This window comes from Desulfovibrio sp., from assembly GCA_016208105.1.
GTDB lineage: Bacteria > Desulfobacterota > Desulfovibrionia > Desulfovibrionales > Desulfovibrionaceae > Fundidesulfovibrio.
Genome location: JACQYS010000012.1, coordinates 1 through 14397 on the forward strand (window position 1 = coordinate 1; position 14397 = coordinate 14397).

The 14397-nt window shown below is 58.8% G+C and carries 15 protein-coding genes; 8 read left to right on the forward strand and 7 right to left on the reverse strand.

Translation table 11 applies throughout. The features are described from left to right. Window positions 1–112 precede the first annotated feature (112 nt). The 6 genes from HY795_06705 to HY795_06730 all read right to left on the reverse strand — a co-directional run bounded on the left by HY795_06705 (window position 113) and on the right by HY795_06730 (window position 5818). Window positions 113–1030 (reverse strand): hypothetical protein, encoded by a 918-nt coding sequence (locus HY795_06705; GenBank protein MBI4804908.1) that lies wholly within the window; start codon window positions 1028–1030, stop codon window positions 113–115. A 46-nt stretch (window positions 1031–1076) separates the two neighbouring features. Continuing rightward, window positions 1077–1634 (reverse strand): hypothetical protein, encoded by a 558-nt coding sequence (locus HY795_06710; GenBank protein ID MBI4804909.1) that lies wholly within the window; start codon window positions 1632–1634, stop codon window positions 1077–1079. 2 nt (window positions 1635–1636) lie between these two features. Continuing rightward, entirely contained in the window at window positions 1637–3694 is a 2058-nt protein-coding gene (locus HY795_06715) for a DegT/DnrJ/EryC1/StrS family aminotransferase (GenBank protein ID MBI4804910.1), read from the reverse strand. Continuing rightward, window positions 3679–4326 (reverse strand): N-acetyltransferase, encoded by a 648-nt coding sequence (locus HY795_06720; GenBank protein MBI4804911.1) that lies wholly within the window; start codon window positions 4324–4326, stop codon window positions 3679–3681. Before HY795_06720 ends, HY795_06715 begins: the two co-directional genes overlap by 16 nt. Further along, window positions 4245–5267, reverse strand: a complete 1023-nt coding sequence (locus tag HY795_06725; protein ID MBI4804912.1) for an NAD-dependent epimerase/dehydratase family protein — start codon at window positions 5265–5267, stop codon at window positions 4245–4247. Before HY795_06725 ends, HY795_06720 begins: the two co-directional genes overlap by 82 nt. Window positions 5268–5590: 323 nt before the next feature. After that, a complete protein-coding gene (locus HY795_06730) occupies window positions 5591–5818 on the reverse strand; it encodes a hypothetical protein (protein MBI4804913.1) in 228 nt (75 codons plus the stop codon). Between the two features lie 219 nt (window positions 5819–6037). Between HY795_06730 and HY795_06735 the strand changes: the two genes are divergently transcribed. The 8 genes from HY795_06735 (at window position 6038) to HY795_06770 (ending at window position 13558) form a co-directional block, all read left to right on the forward strand. Next, window positions 6038–6532, forward strand: a complete 495-nt coding sequence (locus HY795_06735) for a peptidyl-prolyl cis-trans isomerase (GenBank protein MBI4804914.1) — start codon at window positions 6038–6040, stop codon at window positions 6530–6532. Window positions 6533–6616: 84 nt separating this feature from the next. Continuing rightward, window positions 6617–6913, forward strand: coding sequence for a carboxymuconolactone decarboxylase family protein (locus HY795_06740; GenBank protein ID MBI4804915.1), 297 nt, complete (start codon window positions 6617–6619; stop codon window positions 6911–6913). A gap of 20 nt (window positions 6914–6933) precedes the next feature. After that, entirely contained in the window at window positions 6934–8451 is a 1518-nt protein-coding gene (gene cobA, locus HY795_06745) for a uroporphyrinogen-III C-methyltransferase (GenBank protein MBI4804916.1), read from the forward strand. 2 nt (window positions 8452–8453) lie between these two features. After that, window positions 8454–9128 carry a phosphoribosylglycinamide formyltransferase gene (locus tag HY795_06750; protein MBI4804917.1) on the forward strand — a complete coding sequence of 225 codons (675 nt, stop codon included), beginning with the start codon at window positions 8454–8456 and terminating at the stop codon, window positions 9126–9128. Between the two features lie 209 nt (window positions 9129–9337). After that, on the forward strand, window positions 9338–9850 hold the full coding sequence (locus tag HY795_06755; GenBank protein MBI4804918.1) for a MarR family transcriptional regulator: 513 nt from the start codon (window positions 9338–9340) through the stop codon (window positions 9848–9850). Continuing rightward, window positions 9850–10923 carry an HlyD family secretion protein gene (locus HY795_06760; GenBank protein MBI4804919.1) on the forward strand — a complete coding sequence of 358 codons (1074 nt, stop codon included), beginning with the start codon at window positions 9850–9852 and terminating at the stop codon, window positions 10921–10923. Before HY795_06755 ends, HY795_06760 begins: the two co-directional genes overlap by 1 nt. Before the next feature lie 3 nt (window positions 10924–10926). Continuing rightward, window positions 10927–12498, forward strand: coding sequence for a DHA2 family efflux MFS transporter permease subunit (locus HY795_06765; protein ID MBI4804920.1), 1572 nt, complete (start codon window positions 10927–10929; stop codon window positions 12496–12498). A gap of 37 nt (window positions 12499–12535) precedes the next feature. Beyond that, the gene (locus HY795_06770; GenBank protein MBI4804921.1) at window positions 12536–13558 is read left to right on the forward strand and encodes an alpha-hydroxy-acid oxidizing protein; all 1023 of its coding nucleotides are present in this window, start codon (window positions 12536–12538) and stop codon (window positions 13556–13558) included. Between the two features lie 223 nt (window positions 13559–13781). Here HY795_06770 and HY795_06775 read toward each other — a convergent pair whose 3' ends face one another. Beyond that, entirely contained in the window at window positions 13782–14375 is a 594-nt protein-coding gene (locus HY795_06775) for an IMP cyclohydrolase (GenBank protein ID MBI4804922.1), read from the reverse strand. Window positions 14376–14397 lie beyond the last annotated feature (22 nt).

Here is a 14397-nt window from a genome sequence, read left to right on the forward strand (position 1 = left end):
AGCATCTTCAAAAATACCTCGATGAATTCTGCTACCGATTCAACCGCCGTTTCTGGCCTGGGCAGGGCTTCGACCGCCTCTTGAGGGCCTGCTCCAGTGCCACCCCTGTCACCTATGCGGAGTTAAGGGGATAGCCACGAAGAATTATCGGAATACAAACAAAGACAAACACAATTTGCACATAAAATAGCACATGGAATTCGGTCACATGTTCGGGTTGGAGCAATGCCCGGATATTAAGGAGCACGTGTGCGGCCAGGAGATGCCATTCCCCGCTGAGCGCCCGCGAGTAGAGCTGCGCCCCAAAGAGACTGCCAGGAAAGGGCTCGTACGGATAAGGGGCAGCAAACACCACATACAGCATGGCGGCTGCAGCGGCCGACACAAAGGCCTTCGCCACGCTCGCTCCGCACTGCTTCACTGTTCCGGGGCTATCGACAAAGAGAAAATAGGGCAGGAACAATACGCCCCAACTGTAACGCATGAGCGCGCTCACAAAAATGGAGAGAAACAACAGACTGGAAAGTCCGCCGTAACGCCTAACGGGCATCCCACTTAGGACTCGATAAAACAACCCCGCCATGAAGAACGCCATCGCGTAGTGAAACGCTTCCTGCATCATCATCCCGGAATAGAGATAGAGATACGGAAAGGCGGCGAGAAACGAACCGGCTTTAAGATAATACCGCCAATCGGCGCGCATGAGCCAAACCATCAGCAGCAAACCCAGGGTCATGAACCCCATATTGAAGCATATCCCCGAATAGCTGTGCCACCCAAATACCTTTCCAAGGCTACCGTACAACATGGTGAACCACATGCTATGACTCCCAAAGGTACCAATCCCCAGGGAGGCGGCTTTTGCAGTCAGCTCTTCAAAGCCATAATACCCGCCGTGCAGGCCTGCCATCACGAATGTAGCAATTTCATGCCAGTAGGTGGCCGCGTCGCCGCCAACGGCCACATAGTCTGTCACTTTTCCATGCGTTACGCACGACACCAGAAAAACCGTCGCCGCGGCAGGGATCATGCACAACACCATGGCGCACATGAAATCGACAATGCGTCGAGGGCGGCTAAAACAGCATTTTTCCATTTTTATGCCAAACCTGCGTCCAGCGCCCTTTCAACTCGATGAGGATATACGCGGAAAATTCTTCCTTGACATAACCATGCTCGACACAACGGAGATCCAGAGCATATTGGGCGCTTATGGGGGACCATTTTTCCCCGCCCTGCATGGTAAGCAACTTACTTCTTCCAGGATCATTTATAGAAAAAACAGTGATGCGAGAATCCGACCCAGACAAACGGGGATAAAAAAACATCGTATCCCTATCCTTGCGAACAGCAACCACCAACATCCCAGGCAATTCCGGATCCAAAGGCGAAATGATTTCCCAGCCTTCGACTTCAGCAGGTTCACTTTTCACATTTCGAGAACGATCATACAAAATGGTTTGATCCACGTTGCTGCAAGAAAGGAACTTTTGCCGCAATTCCTTATCTTGCTGAAATGGTTTGATGCAATTGCAATGAACGCTGTTGAAGACATCCGGATACACGCTCAGCCCAGCACTGACGGATACGGCTATAGATAAGACAAGAATACCGTTTGCCAGCTTTCTGTTCATGGTCAGCTCTGCCGCACCCAATCAAGGCAGGCTTCGATGACGCGATCCTGCGCCTGACGCCCAAGCCCGGGATAACACGGCAGGCTGGTCACTTGGCTGGTGGCGGCTTCAGCATTGGGGCACGGCCGGGTCAAGGATCGTGCGGCCAAGTAACTGTGACGATGCAGCGCGAGAGGATAATGCACGCCGGTGTCGATCCCGGCGGCAGCCATGTGACTGCGGAACCGCTCGCGATCCGCCACCCGGACAACGTAGAGATGAGGTGCCCGCCCCGGCAGCGTGGGCACGGGCTGTAAAGCGCCCAATGCTTCGTCGTACCTGCGGGCGATTTCCTTACGTTGCTGGTTCTGCCCAACCAGTATCTTGAGCTTTTCCGACAGCAGCGCTGCTTGCATTTCATCGAGGCGCGAGTTGATGCCCAGATCCACGCATTCGCCGAAGTCATCCTGCCCATAAAAGCGCATGCGCCTGATCCGTCGGGCCACATCCTCGTCTGCCGTGGCCACAACCCCACCATCACCAAACCCCCCAAGGTTCTTGGTCGGATAAAAGCTGAACGCCGAGAAGTGTCCCAGACTCCCGCAGGGTTTGCCTTCAAAGAAGCTCCCTGAAGACTGGGCGCAGTCTTCGATAACCATCAGCCCCATCTCCCGCGAGAGTGCCAGGATGAACTTCATGTCGCAGGGATTGCCGTACAGGTGCACGGGGATGACCGCCTTAAGTCCGGGAGGCGCAGCTTGTTTCAACCCTTGCGGATCAAGGGTCAGAGTGTCCGGATTCACATCCAGGAACCAGGGGCGGCAGCCCGCGCGCAGAACGGCGACTGCCGTGGCTGGCGCACTGATGGCTGGCACGGCCACCACGTCACCATCGCCCAGCCCAGCAGCCCAGAGCGCCAGGGTCAGTGCGTCGGTGCCGTTGGCCACTCCCACCGCATGCGTCAGGCCAAGCTGGGCGGCGAAGACGGTTTCGAATCTCTCCACCTCCGGCCCTAGAATGAGCGCATTGGAATCCAAGACGCGCCCGGCGCTTTCGGCCAGCGAGCCGCGCACAGGGGCGGAGATGGCCACGGAATCGAACAGCGCCACCCGGCCTGTATCGAAGGTTTGAGGAGCATGCCCTCCCAGTCGCTTGTCCACGATGAACAGCGGTCTTTTGCGCACCTGCTCCAACGTGTTCCAAAGATAGGCGCCGATGACTCCTAACCCGCCCATGGAAGTGGACAGCATTACGAGCTGGACGCACATGAGCGACGTCCAGCCCTGCTGCTCCACCCCCCCGAAGGCCCATGCGCACAAAACGACCAGGATGTATGCTAGGCTCGCAGCCATAAGCGCCGCGCCCGTCACAAGCAGCCCCTTGAGCGGCAGCGCCGAGAAACTGACGATGGAGTTCACCGCATAATCGAGCTTACGGGTGAAGGTCCACATACTGCGCCCCACTGGTCGTTTGGCCCGGTCGAAGGACACCACGGCCCGCTCGAAGCCGCTCCAGAGGATCAGTCCCACTAGGCTCGACTGTTTCTCCGAACTTTGGAGAAGCACCTCCACCACCTGTCTGTCGATCAGGCACAGGTCGAAGCCACCCACGGGCATCTGGGACATCACGGCCTTGCGAAACAACCAGTTGAACGCCCTGGAAAAAAGCTGGCTCAGAAAGGGATCGTCCCGAGTGCGCCGCACGCCAAGTACCACCTTGGCACCCTCGCGCCATTTGCTGATAAGTTCGGGAATTATCTCCGGCGGGTCCTGCAGGTCGGCGGCGATAATACACGTGGCGTCGTGGTCCCGGACTTCATTGATCCCGGCGGTGATGGCCACGAAGGAACCATGGTTACGCGAGAGCAGGAGCACCCGAACCCTGGAGTCGCCGGCAGCGAGTTCCTCCAGGACGGCTTGGCTGTTGTCCGGAGAACGGTCGTTGACATACTGGATGGTCAGTTCCGCCGGGAAGTCTCTGGTCGCGTCGAGAATGCGCTGGTGGAGCGTGCGCAGGGTGGGTTCATTGCCGTAAACCGGCACCACCACGGCAAGACGGCAAGGATTTAAACCGTGGGACATTGCATTCCTTCCGATGGCTGACTGCCTTGCCAGCCGCCCTGAGGACAGCGCCATGCGCCAGGGGCGCCTTCCAGAACCGCCCCGCAGACGCAGACCAGCCCTTTGGGCACGGCTGGGTTTCCCAGCACAAGGGTGAAGGGAGGAACATCCTTGGTTACCACCGCGCCCGCGCCCACCATGGCATGGTGGCCGATCACGATCCCGGGCAGAATCACCGCGCCCGCACCAATGCTACACCCTCGGCGCAGCACGGTCCGAAGGGAGGGTTTATATCGTTTTGAACGAGGGTGTTTGTCGTTGGCGAACACGGCGGAGGGGCCTATGAACACGTGATCTTCCACGCGCAGGCCGTCCCAGAGGGATACGTGGGTCTTCACAGTGACTCCATCACCCAGAACCACGTCGTTCTCCACGAAGCAGTGGTCGCAGATGTTGGCCTGACGGCCGATCACCGCACCGGGCAGCACATGGGCGAAAGCCCATATCCGCGAACCTTCCCCGACCTTAAGGCTTTCACACACCCCGAGCGGATGCACATAAACGTCTTGGTTCACCAGTAGTGCTCCCTGTGCATCCGGTAGTAATCCAATGTCCGGGCCACGCCCTGCTCCAAGGAGATCCGGGGCCGCCAGCCGGTCATTTTGTTAATCTTCGTGATGTCTGAAAAGAAATCCCCGGGCTCCTGCGCCTTGCGTTCAGCGCTGAATGGGGTGAGCTGCCACCGTGTCTTGGTGTTTCCGGTAATCATCTGGGCAAGCTCAAGAAACGAAGAGGGCTGGTCATGGCCTACATTGAATGTCTCGCCCACCACTTCAGGCGTAACCGCCAGGGAGAGCAGTGCGTCCACGCAGTCGTCAACGTACAGGAAGTCGCGTTTAATGAGGCCATCGCCAAAGACGGGAATGGTTTTGCCTTCAAGAGCCAAGCGCATGAACCAGTTGGCCACTCCAAACTGGTTGTTACGCATCTGTGCCCTGGGTCCGTAAATGTTGGTGAGACGGGCCAGGACGCAGGCGATCCCGTGGTTGCGATGGTAGGAAGCCATGATGTGCTCGGCCGCCAGCAGAGATATTTCGTAGATCCCTTTAGGCTGACAAGGACTATCCTCGGTAGCGGGAAGTTTCAGCACCGGGCCGTACTGTCCCCGCGAGCCGAGTTTCACTACCTTGGCTTTGGGATTGTGCTTGCGCAACGCCTCCATAAGAACGGCCGTACCGGTGATATTTATGTCGATATCCGGGAAGGGATCGGTCAGGCTCTTCAAATGGCAGACCTGGGCTGCCGAGTGAAAGACATAGTCCTGGTCTTTGACAAGGCAGGATATGGCCGCACGGTCGCGGATATCGCAATAATTGATGCGGATTTTGTCCAGTATGGAGCTGACATTGAACGGATTGCCTCCGTACTCTTCTATCATGGCATCCACCAGGGTGATTTGGGCGCCAAACTGTGCGAGTCGTAATGCAAGACTCGACCCAAGAAAACCCAATCCACCCAGGATGAGAACGTGCTTCCCCGAAAACACATCAGAAAAAACAAGAGAAGGAGGCGACTTAGGGAGAATTTGCTTCATAGATGCGTTGAACACGATTTTATGTGAACTCTAAACAGGCTGGACTGTCGGTTCTTATTTGAACGGTTACTTCCCCTCGTTCGGAGTGACAGCGGAACCCAAGAGAAGTGGAATCGCCCCAAATCTAAGTTAACGAATCGCATCAAAAAAGTCCAGGAAAGACGGCGCCGGACGCGAGGGTCCTCCCGACAGAAAAAGACCCGGGCCGGAAACGAACCCCAGAGACCCAGCCTGGAAATATCCGGACTAAACGCGTAGCAAAGCAGAGAACAGTGACTTCCATGGCCGGGCTGCATGACCCGCTTAGGCAGAGGAGGCCATATTTACCGACCATGAATGGACTGCCTATTCCTCAGTCTCTCGATGGTCCGCACGCAGGTCAGCTTTTCCCAGCCATAGTAGGTGTTGATGGATTCCTTGCCTGACTTCTCAGTAACACGCAGGAATTCCTCACCCAGAAACAAAGTGGCCTGTTCGTAGACCTTGCCCTCGTTGATTTGTATCTTGAGGCCCTTGCGCAGTTTACGCGAAAGCGTGCCGTGAACCGGCATGGACGCGTACTCGAACACTTATTCCCATGTAGCCTTGGTCATTATTCTCTCCTTATTAAGAACTATTCGTTAACCACACCCTAGCGAGGCCTGTCCGCAAAATTCATCGTTTTTTACAATTTTAGTAATCTTCGTCCCTCTCATCCCAGGGATGGACTCATTGCTTGATGTGGGATATTCGGCGCGGACAAAGAAATCCCCCGCAAGGAGCGCACGCATATGGTTCTGATGGAAACCTCCATGGGCCTTATCACCATTGAGCTTTATCCCGACAAAGCCCCGGCCACTGTGGCCAACTTCCTGAAATACGTAGATGACGGTTTCTACGAGGGCACCATTTTCCACAGGGTCATCGAGAATTTCATGATCCAGGGCGGCGGCATGAACGCCACCATGAAAGAAAAGCCCACCAACGCCCCGGTCATCAACGAAGCGGACAATGGCCTGCAAAACCTCACCGGCACTATTGCCATGGCCCGCACCATGGACCCCCACAGCGCCACCGCCCAGTTTTTCATTAACGTGACCGACAACGCCTTCCTGGACCACAAGTCCAAGACACCCGACGGTTGGGGATACTGCGTGTTCGGTAAGGTGGTGGACGGCATGGACGTGGTGAACAAGATCCGCAAGGTCCGCACCCGCCGCGCCGGCTTCCATGACGACGTGCCCGTGGACCCGGTGACCATCAACAGCTGCCTGCGCGAGGAATAATCGCGCGTGGACGGTGATCGCATCGAAAAGGGCCGGGACATCCTGGCCCGGCTCGATACCGGCAACGAAGAGCGTCTGCGTGCCATGTTCGAGGATGTGGCCCCGGGCATGACGGACATCATCCTGGGCTTTTTCGGCGACGTCTACGCAAGACCAGGGTTGTCCATTCGCGACAGAATGCTGGTGACCCTATCGGCCATAGCCGCTCTTGGGCATGCCCAGCCACAACTGGCCGCCCATGTGCGCAACGCCCTGAACATCGGCCTTACTCCTGAGGAGATCGCGGAAATCTTCATGCAGATCGCCGGGTACGCCGGATTCCCGGCTTCGCTCAACGCCCTGGCCACTGCCAAAGCAGTGTTCGAGCAGGACAAACGCTAACCGCTTCAAGGCTTACACATATGCCCAACGTCTACCTCATCGGCGCGGGACCCGGCGACCCGGGACTTATCACTTTAAAAGCCAAGCACGTGTTGGAGACCGCCGATGTGCTGGTCTACGACTATCTTGCCAACAAGGCCTTTCTGGACTTTAGGCGCCCCGACGCCGAGGTCATCTACGTGGGCAAGAAGGGCGGAGACCACACCCTGGCCCAGGGCGACATCAACAAGCTCCTGGTGGCCAAGGCCAAAGAAGGCAAGGTGGTGGCCCGCCTCAAGGGTGGAGATCCCTATGTGTTCGGCCGCGGTGCGGAAGAAGCCGAGGAATTGTTGGAAGAAGGGCTCACCTTCGAAGTAATCCCTGGCGTGACCAGCGCCGTGGCTGCCCCGGCCTATGCCGGCATACCCATCACCCACCGTAAGTTCGCCTCCTCCGTAAGCTTCATCACCGGCCACGAAGACCCCACCAAGGACGAATCCGCCCACAACTGGCCAGCCCTGGCCCAGGCTGCGTCCACTTTGATTTTCTTCATGGGGGTTAAGAACCTGCCCGACATTTCCCGACGTCTCATCGAAGGCGGACGCGACCCCAAGACCCCGGCAGCCTTGGTGCGCTGGGGCACCACGTGCCACCATCGGTCCATGGTCTCCACCCTGGCGGATATTCCCCGGGATGCCAAGGAGCAAGGATTCAAGTCTCCTTCGTTGCTGGTGGTTGGAGACGTTGTGCAACTGCACGACAAGCTCAACTGGTTCGAAAAGCGCCCCTTGCTGGGCAAAGGTGTGGTGGTCACCCGTTCACGCGAACAGGCCAGCGATCTGGTACGGACCCTCGCGGACATGGGCGCCTGCACCTGGGAGTATCCCACCATTGACGTTGTTCCCCTGGTGGATACCACGCCCGTGCGTGAAGCGGCAGGCAGGCTCGCCTGCTTCGACTGGATCGTCTTCACGTCGGTCAATGGGGTCAAATACTTCTGGCACGAGCTTTCTGCCATGGGCTTGGACGCGCGGGCCTTCGGCAGCCTCAAGGTGGCGGCCATCGGACCGGCCACCGCCCAAGCCCTTGCCGAACGTGGCATCAGGGCCGACTTTGTCCCCGAGAAGTACATCGCCGAGTCCGTGGTGGAAGGTCTTCTGGCCCTGCAGATAGGCGGCAAGAAGGTGCTCATACCCCGCGCCGCGCAGGCCAGGGAAGTGTTGCCCGAGGAGCTGTCCCGGGCCGGTGCCCAGGTGGAGGTGCTGCCGGTCTATGAGACCAAGCTGGCCGAGCAGGATCCTGACGAGGTTATCGCGGCCATAGAGGAAGGCGAGATCCACTATCTCACCTTCACCAGCTCCTCCACAGTAGACAATTTTTTCCAAATGATCCCAGCCACACGTCTGGCCCCGCTACGCACCAAAGTGAAGATCGCCTGTATCGGGCCCATCACATCGGCCACGCTTAAGAAGCACGGTTTCGAGCCCGACATCCAGCCCGAGGCCTATACCATCCCGGCCCTGGCTGCGGCCTTGGCCCGAACAGCGTCAGAGGTCTGATCGTGGGGCTTCCCATCGCCGTTCTGGTGTCCGGCTCAGGATCGAACCTGCAGGCCATAATCGACCATATCGAGGCCGGCGTTCTGGAGGCGAAGATCGTCCTGGTGCTTTCCAACAAGCCTGACGCCTACAGCCTGGAGCGGGCCAAGAACCACAATCTCCCGCACATCTGCATACCACACGCGGAGTATCCTGACCGCCTGGAGTTCGACCGGGCCATGATTCGGGCCATCACGGAAGCTGGAGCCCAGGCCGTGGTGCTGGCGGGGTTCATGCGCATGCTCTCCGGCGAATTCCTGAGCGCTTTCCACGGGCGAGTGATAAACGTTCATCCCGCCCTGCTGCCAAGCTTTGCCGGCGTGCACGGACAACGTGACGCCGCGGAGTATGGCGTAACCGTCTCTGGATGCACCGTTCACTTCGTGGACGAGCTCATGGACCATGGCCCGGTGATCGTCCAAGCGGTTGTCCCGGCCTACCCAGATGACGACGAACACTCCCTGGGCAACCGCATCCTCAAATTCGAACACCGCGTTCTGCCCCAGGCCCTCCAGTGGCTGGCCACCGACCGCATTCGACTCGAAGGCCGCAAGGTGCGCATCCTGCCCGCAAAAGTCCCCCTGGCAGGGGCTCTTGACTGCGCCCTCGTCAATCCTCCCCTGGAACAGGGGTTTTAACTCTTTTCGCATCCACCCTTCTCTTACGTCCTTTGGAATGATCCCGCCTTCCGGCAACCACTTTCACCAAAGGACCTCTCCCGCTTTTCCTTCTGAATTCATTAGCCTTCGTAACTTTCTCCTCTCGCATTTCCACAAGGAAGTGTATTTTCCACTTTACACCCATTAGAAGCCTAATTATTAGGCGGCTAACCAATGCGGAGGAACGCATGATCATCAAAGAACTTCCCAGCTACCAAACCCTTCTTGAGAAGGCCGCCCGCTACCCAACCATGAACATCCTCGTGACCGAGGCTTATTTGCACGTCCTGCGCACTGGAACCATTCTCCACCACTGCGCGGAGCGCAAACTGGCAAAGCTCGGATTGTCATACGGCCGATTCATGATTCTTGGTCTTTTAAGCCGAGTGGATGGGCCTGTCCCGGTCTGCAAACTTGCCGAAATGGCTGGAGTCACCACTCCCACCGTGTCGGCAGTGCTCTCGGGCATGGTCCGGGATGGCCTTGTCGAGCGCATGGAGGATTCGGCTGACCGGCGCATCGTGCGCATCGGATTGTGCGAGGAAGGCCAGAAAATTCTGGACGAGGTGCTCCCTGGCCTGTTCAAGCAACATGCCGAGGTAATGAATGGCCTTTCGGAAGATGAGCTCAACACCCTTATTGCCCTCCTTTCCAAGGTGCGCCTCGACTCCGGGATGTGTGCGGAGGACGCTGCCAAGTGATGAAAGACACGTCTAGCTCCCCCGTGAGCGCTGCTTCCAATGGGAGCGTCGCTAAACCCAGGAAGGCCACGGCGCTGATTCTCATCCTGCTGGGGGCGGCCTCAATGGCCGGTGCTGGAGTCTGGTGGTGGCAGGCCCGGGCATACGAGACCACCGACGACGCCTTCATCACCGGGCGCGTTACCTCTGTCTCCTCCCAGGTGGCAGGCCGGGTTCTTGAAGTACGTGTTGCGGACAACCAAAAGGTCGCTGCCGGCGATCTTCTCGTCCGGCTTGATCCCGCCACTTTCCTGGTAAAGCGAGACCAGGCCCTGGCCAACCTGAACGAGTCTGAACAAAAGCTCAAGGAATCCAGATCCCAGCATCTTGCGGCTGTGGCGGCTGTTGAACAGGCCAAGGCGGACGCTGCGTCTGCCCAGGCCCAGGCGGCCAACGCCTCCACGGATCTGACCCGCTACAATAAGCTCGTGGTAAGCGGAGCCGTTTCCCAGCAGGCCAAGGACAATGCGGACACTCTTTCGCGCACAACGTCTTCCGCGCTCCAGGCAGCCCACAAACGCATCGCTGCGGCCGAAGCGCAGGCGGCCCTGGCAGCAACCCAGATCCAAACCGCGCAGGCTGTAGTGGAAAAGAATCAGGCCGCGCTGGAACAGGCCAAACTCGATCTGGCCTACTCGGAGATCAAAGCGCTGGTAAGCGGGCGGGTGACCAAAAAGTCCGTGGAGCCGGGCGACTACGTGCAGGTGGGACAGGCCATCATGAGCCTGGTCCAGGACGAGATATGGGTTGTGGCAAACTTCAAGGAGACGCAGCTTAAGGGCATGCGCCCGGGCCAGAGGGTGGACTTGTCCGTGGACGCGTATCCGGACCACCATTTCACGGGCCATGTGGACAGCCTCCAGGCCGGCACAGGTGCGGCATTCAGCCTTCTTCCGGCGCAAAATGCCACCGGCAACTACGTGAAAGTGGTGCAGCGAGTTCCTGTTAAAATCGTGTTCGACCTGCTTCCTGCCGAGTCCGGCATGCACCTGGCACCGGGCATGTCTGTGGTCCCAAAGGTTCGGGTCCGTTAGGCAATGTCCCAGGTGAATCCCCCCTGGCGTCCCTCTGTCAACCTCTGGGTCATTGCCATGTCGGTCATGCTGCCCACCATCATGGAGGTGCTGGACACCACCATGGCCAACGTTGCCCTGCCCCACATGGCCGGCAACCTCTCCGCCAGCGAGGACGAGGCCACCTGGGTGCTCACCAGCTATCTGGTCTCCAACGCCATAGTACTCCCCATGACCGGCTGGCTCGCCGTACGGTTCGGCCGCAAACGCTTCCTGCTGACCTGCGTGGTGCTCTTCACCCTGGCATCGGCCATGTGCGGAGCAGCCACCAGCATGCCCATGCTCATAATAGCCCGCATCCTTCAGGGTGCGTCGGGCGGGGCGCTTCAGCCGCTCTCCCAGTCCATTCTGATGGAGAGCGCTCCGCCGGAAAAAAGGGGCGTGGCCATGGCGATTTTCGGCCTGGGCGTGGTTGTGGCCCCGATCATCGGGCCCACTCTGGGCGGCTGGGTGACGGACAACTATTCCTGGCGCTGGATGTTCTACATCAACCTGCCCATCGGGGTGCTGGCTTTCATCATGTGCCAGGCTTTCGTAGAGGATCCGCCCTATCTCAAGCAAGCCAGGGACAAGGCCGGCGGCGTTGACTATATCGGCTTCGCAATCATGGCCCTCTGGTTGGCCACCCTTCAGATCGTTCTGGACAAAGGCCAACGCGAAGACTGGTTTGAAGCACCTTGGATAGTCTGGTTCTCGCTGATTTCATTCGTCTCCATGGTCGCCTTCATTATCTGGGAGCTCAAGGCTGAGCACCCCATCGTGGACCTGCGAGTCCTTAAAAACGCCAATTTCGCCATCGGCACAGCCATGATGACCCTTTTAGGCATGGTGCTCTACGCCACCATCACGCTGCAGCCGCTCTTTTTGCAGGGCCTCATGGGCTATTCGGCCTTGGACAGCGGCCTGGCATTGAGTCCGCGTGGCATTGGGGCCGTTTTCTCCATGATGATCGTGGCCAAACTCATCGGCAAAGTGGACAGCAGAATTCTCATCGGCACGGGCTTCGTTATTCTGGCCGGGTCATCCTTGCACTTCACCGGCATCAACCTGGAAATCACCCAATCCCAGTTTACCTGGCCCAATGTTATCATGGGCCTTTCCCTAGGGCTCATCTTCGTCCCCCTGAACACCACCGCCATGGGGGGGCTGCCTGTGGAGCGGATGGGGAACGCCTCGGGCATCTTCAACCTGATGCGCAACATCGGTGGCGGCATCGGCATCTCCATAGTCACCACTCTGCTCGCTCGTGACGCGCAAACCCATCAGACCCTCTTGTGCGCCAACATGAACGCCACCAACCCCCTGTTCCAGGAGTATCTCCAGAACATCACCGCGTTCATGGCCCAGAGCTGCGACCCGGTTCTGGCCAAGACACGGGCCCTGGCCGTTCTCCAGGGACTCTTAGGCCAGCAGGCCACCCTGAAGGCCTATATCGATAATTTTCGCTTGCTCGGAATTCTCGCCCTGGTATGCATTCCAGCGGTTTTGCTGTTGAGAAAATCAAAAAAACCTTCCAGTGACATACCCATGCACTGATCTAGTCTTTTAATCGCCCAAAACGGAGGTTCGAGATATGGATTTGGCCGCTCTTCGCAAGAAGGCACGAGAGGAAATGAAGGGATACTGCCGGGTGTGTCCGGTCTGCGACGGCCGGGCCTGCGCTGGAGAAGTGCCGGGCATGGGCGGGGCCGGCTCCGGCTCCGCGTTTTTCGCCAACCTTGAGGCTCTCAAGTCCTGGCGGCTCAATATGCGCACCATCCATGGGGTAAAGCAAGCCGACACGTCCACCACCCTGTTCGGCAGGACCCTGTCCTTGCCCATTCTGGCGGCTCCCATGACGGGAGTGGTCTATAACATGGGCGGCAAGCTTGCCGAGGACGTCTACAGCGAGATCATCATCGCCGGCTGCGAAGCCGCAGGGACCATGGGCATGATCGGCGACGGGGCCGACCCCGCCATGTACGCGGGAGGCCTCAAGGCCATCGCCGCCCATGACGGACATGGCATCCCCTTCATCAAACCCCGCGCCCAGGACGCAGTGCTCTCCCTCATCCGCGACGCCGAAGCCGCCAAGGCCGTGGCAGTGGGTATGGATGTGGACGGGGCCGGGCTCATCACCATGGCCCTCAAAGGCCAGCCCGTGGGTCCCAAGACCTTCATGGAACTCAAGGAGATCACCGCCTCCACCAACCTGCCCTTCATCGTCAAGGGCATCATGACCCCGGACGAGGCCCAACTGGCCGTCAGCGCTGGAGCCGCCGCCATCGTGGTCTCCAACCACGGCGGACGCGTGCTCGACCACACCCCAGGAGCCGCCGAGGTGCTGCCCAACATCGCCGCCAAGGTGAAGGGACGCACCGTTATCCTGGCTGACGGCGGCGTGCGTACTGGCGCCGACGTGCTCAAGCTCCTGGCCCTGGGAGCCGACGCCGCCCTGGTGGGCCGCCCCATGGCCGTCGCTGCTTTCGGCGGAGGCGTCGAAGGTGTGGCAGCCTGGCTCCAGAAGATGCAGAGCGAGCTGGTCTCGGCCATGCTGCTCACCGGCACCGCAAACGTCACCGAGGTGTCCTCGGACATCCTATCGGCCAAGCAATAGCGACCGCCCCCCGGCAACTGCTTCGTGGGATTCGTGAGCGGTCCTGAGACCAGGATGGATCCCCAACCAACGATATAACACGCAAGAGGCGGGAAGCACGCAAAGCCGCGCTTCCCGCCTCTACGCATTCACAGCTTGCTTCGCATCGATCGATACGAAGCAACACAGGATTCCAAAGGAACAACGTTCCTTTGGCCGCCGGAGGCATCCTCAGGTTTTTTGACTACGCCTGCCCCAGGTATCCTGCGATCATTGCATCGTAAGCCGACGTGGCCTTGAAGGTCTCCACAGCCATCTCGTGGCGCAACGCGAGAGGAGCTCTCATGCCGTTGGCCTTGAGGGCATCGGTAATGCGCCCGTAGTATTCGGGGGAGGGAACAACCAGGATGGAATGAAAGTTCTTGGCGGAAGCCCTCAGCATGGTGGGACCGCCTATGTCGATCTGCTCCACCGCGTCCTTGAGGGAGGCTTTGGCCTGAGCTGCCTTGGCGAAGTCGTAGAGATTGACGCAGATGAGGTCGAAGGGCTTGAGCTTGAATTTCTCAAGCGTGTCCAGATGTTCGGGATTGTCCTTGTCGGCGAGGATGCCGGCGTGGATGTTGGGGTGCAGGGTTTTGACCCGGCCGCCCAGCATTTCTGGGAAACCGGTGACCTTGTCAACGGCCGTGACCGGAAGCCCGGCGTCTGTCATGGCTTTCTTGGTGCCGCCGGTGGAAACCAGCTCAACGCCGTTCCCGTGAAGAAATGCGGCAAACTCTGCCAGACCCGACTTGTCAGTGACGGAAAGAATGGCCCTGCGAATGGGCAATAGATCCATGGCTGCCTCGCTTGTTTGGCTT

Bases quoted from the DNA above. Each gene is read 5' to 3' on its own strand.
- HY795_06725 (MBI4804912.1), bottom strand. From the start codon at position 5,267: ATGAAGCAAATTCTCCCTAAGTCGCCTCCTTCTCTTGTTTTTTCTGAT.
- HY795_06765 (MBI4804920.1), top strand. From the start codon at position 10,927: ATGTCCCAGGTGAATCCCCCCTGGCGTCCCTCTGTCAACCTCTGGGTC.
- HY795_06710 (MBI4804909.1), bottom strand. From the start codon at position 1,634: ATGAACAGAAAGCTGGCAAACGGTATTCTTGTCTTATCTATAGCCGTA.
- HY795_06715 (MBI4804910.1), bottom strand. From the start codon at position 3,694: ATGTCCCACGGTTTAAATCCTTGCCGTCTTGCCGTGGTGGTGCCGGTT.
- HY795_06760 (MBI4804919.1), top strand. From the start codon at position 9,850: ATGAAAGACACGTCTAGCTCCCCCGTGAGCGCTGCTTCCAATGGGAGC.
- HY795_06730 (MBI4804913.1), bottom strand. From the start codon at position 5,818: ATGCCGGTTCACGGCACGCTTTCGCGTAAACTGCGCAAGGGCCTCAAG.
- cobA (MBI4804916.1), top strand. From the start codon at position 6,934: ATGCCCAACGTCTACCTCATCGGCGCGGGACCCGGCGACCCGGGACTT.
- HY795_06735 (MBI4804914.1), top strand. From the start codon at position 6,038: ATGGTTCTGATGGAAACCTCCATGGGCCTTATCACCATTGAGCTTTAT.
- HY795_06775 (MBI4804922.1), bottom strand. From the start codon at position 14,375: ATGGATCTATTGCCCATTCGCAGGGCCATTCTTTCCGTCACTGACAAG.
- HY795_06755 (MBI4804918.1), top strand. From the start codon at position 9,338: ATGATCATCAAAGAACTTCCCAGCTACCAAACCCTTCTTGAGAAGGCC.
- HY795_06740 (MBI4804915.1), top strand. From the start codon at position 6,617: ATGTTCGAGGATGTGGCCCCGGGCATGACGGACATCATCCTGGGCTTT.
- HY795_06770 (MBI4804921.1), top strand. From the start codon at position 12,536: ATGGATTTGGCCGCTCTTCGCAAGAAGGCACGAGAGGAAATGAAGGGA.
- HY795_06705 (MBI4804908.1), bottom strand. From the start codon at position 1,030: ATGATCCCTGCCGCGGCGACGGTTTTTCTGGTGTCGTGCGTAACGCAT.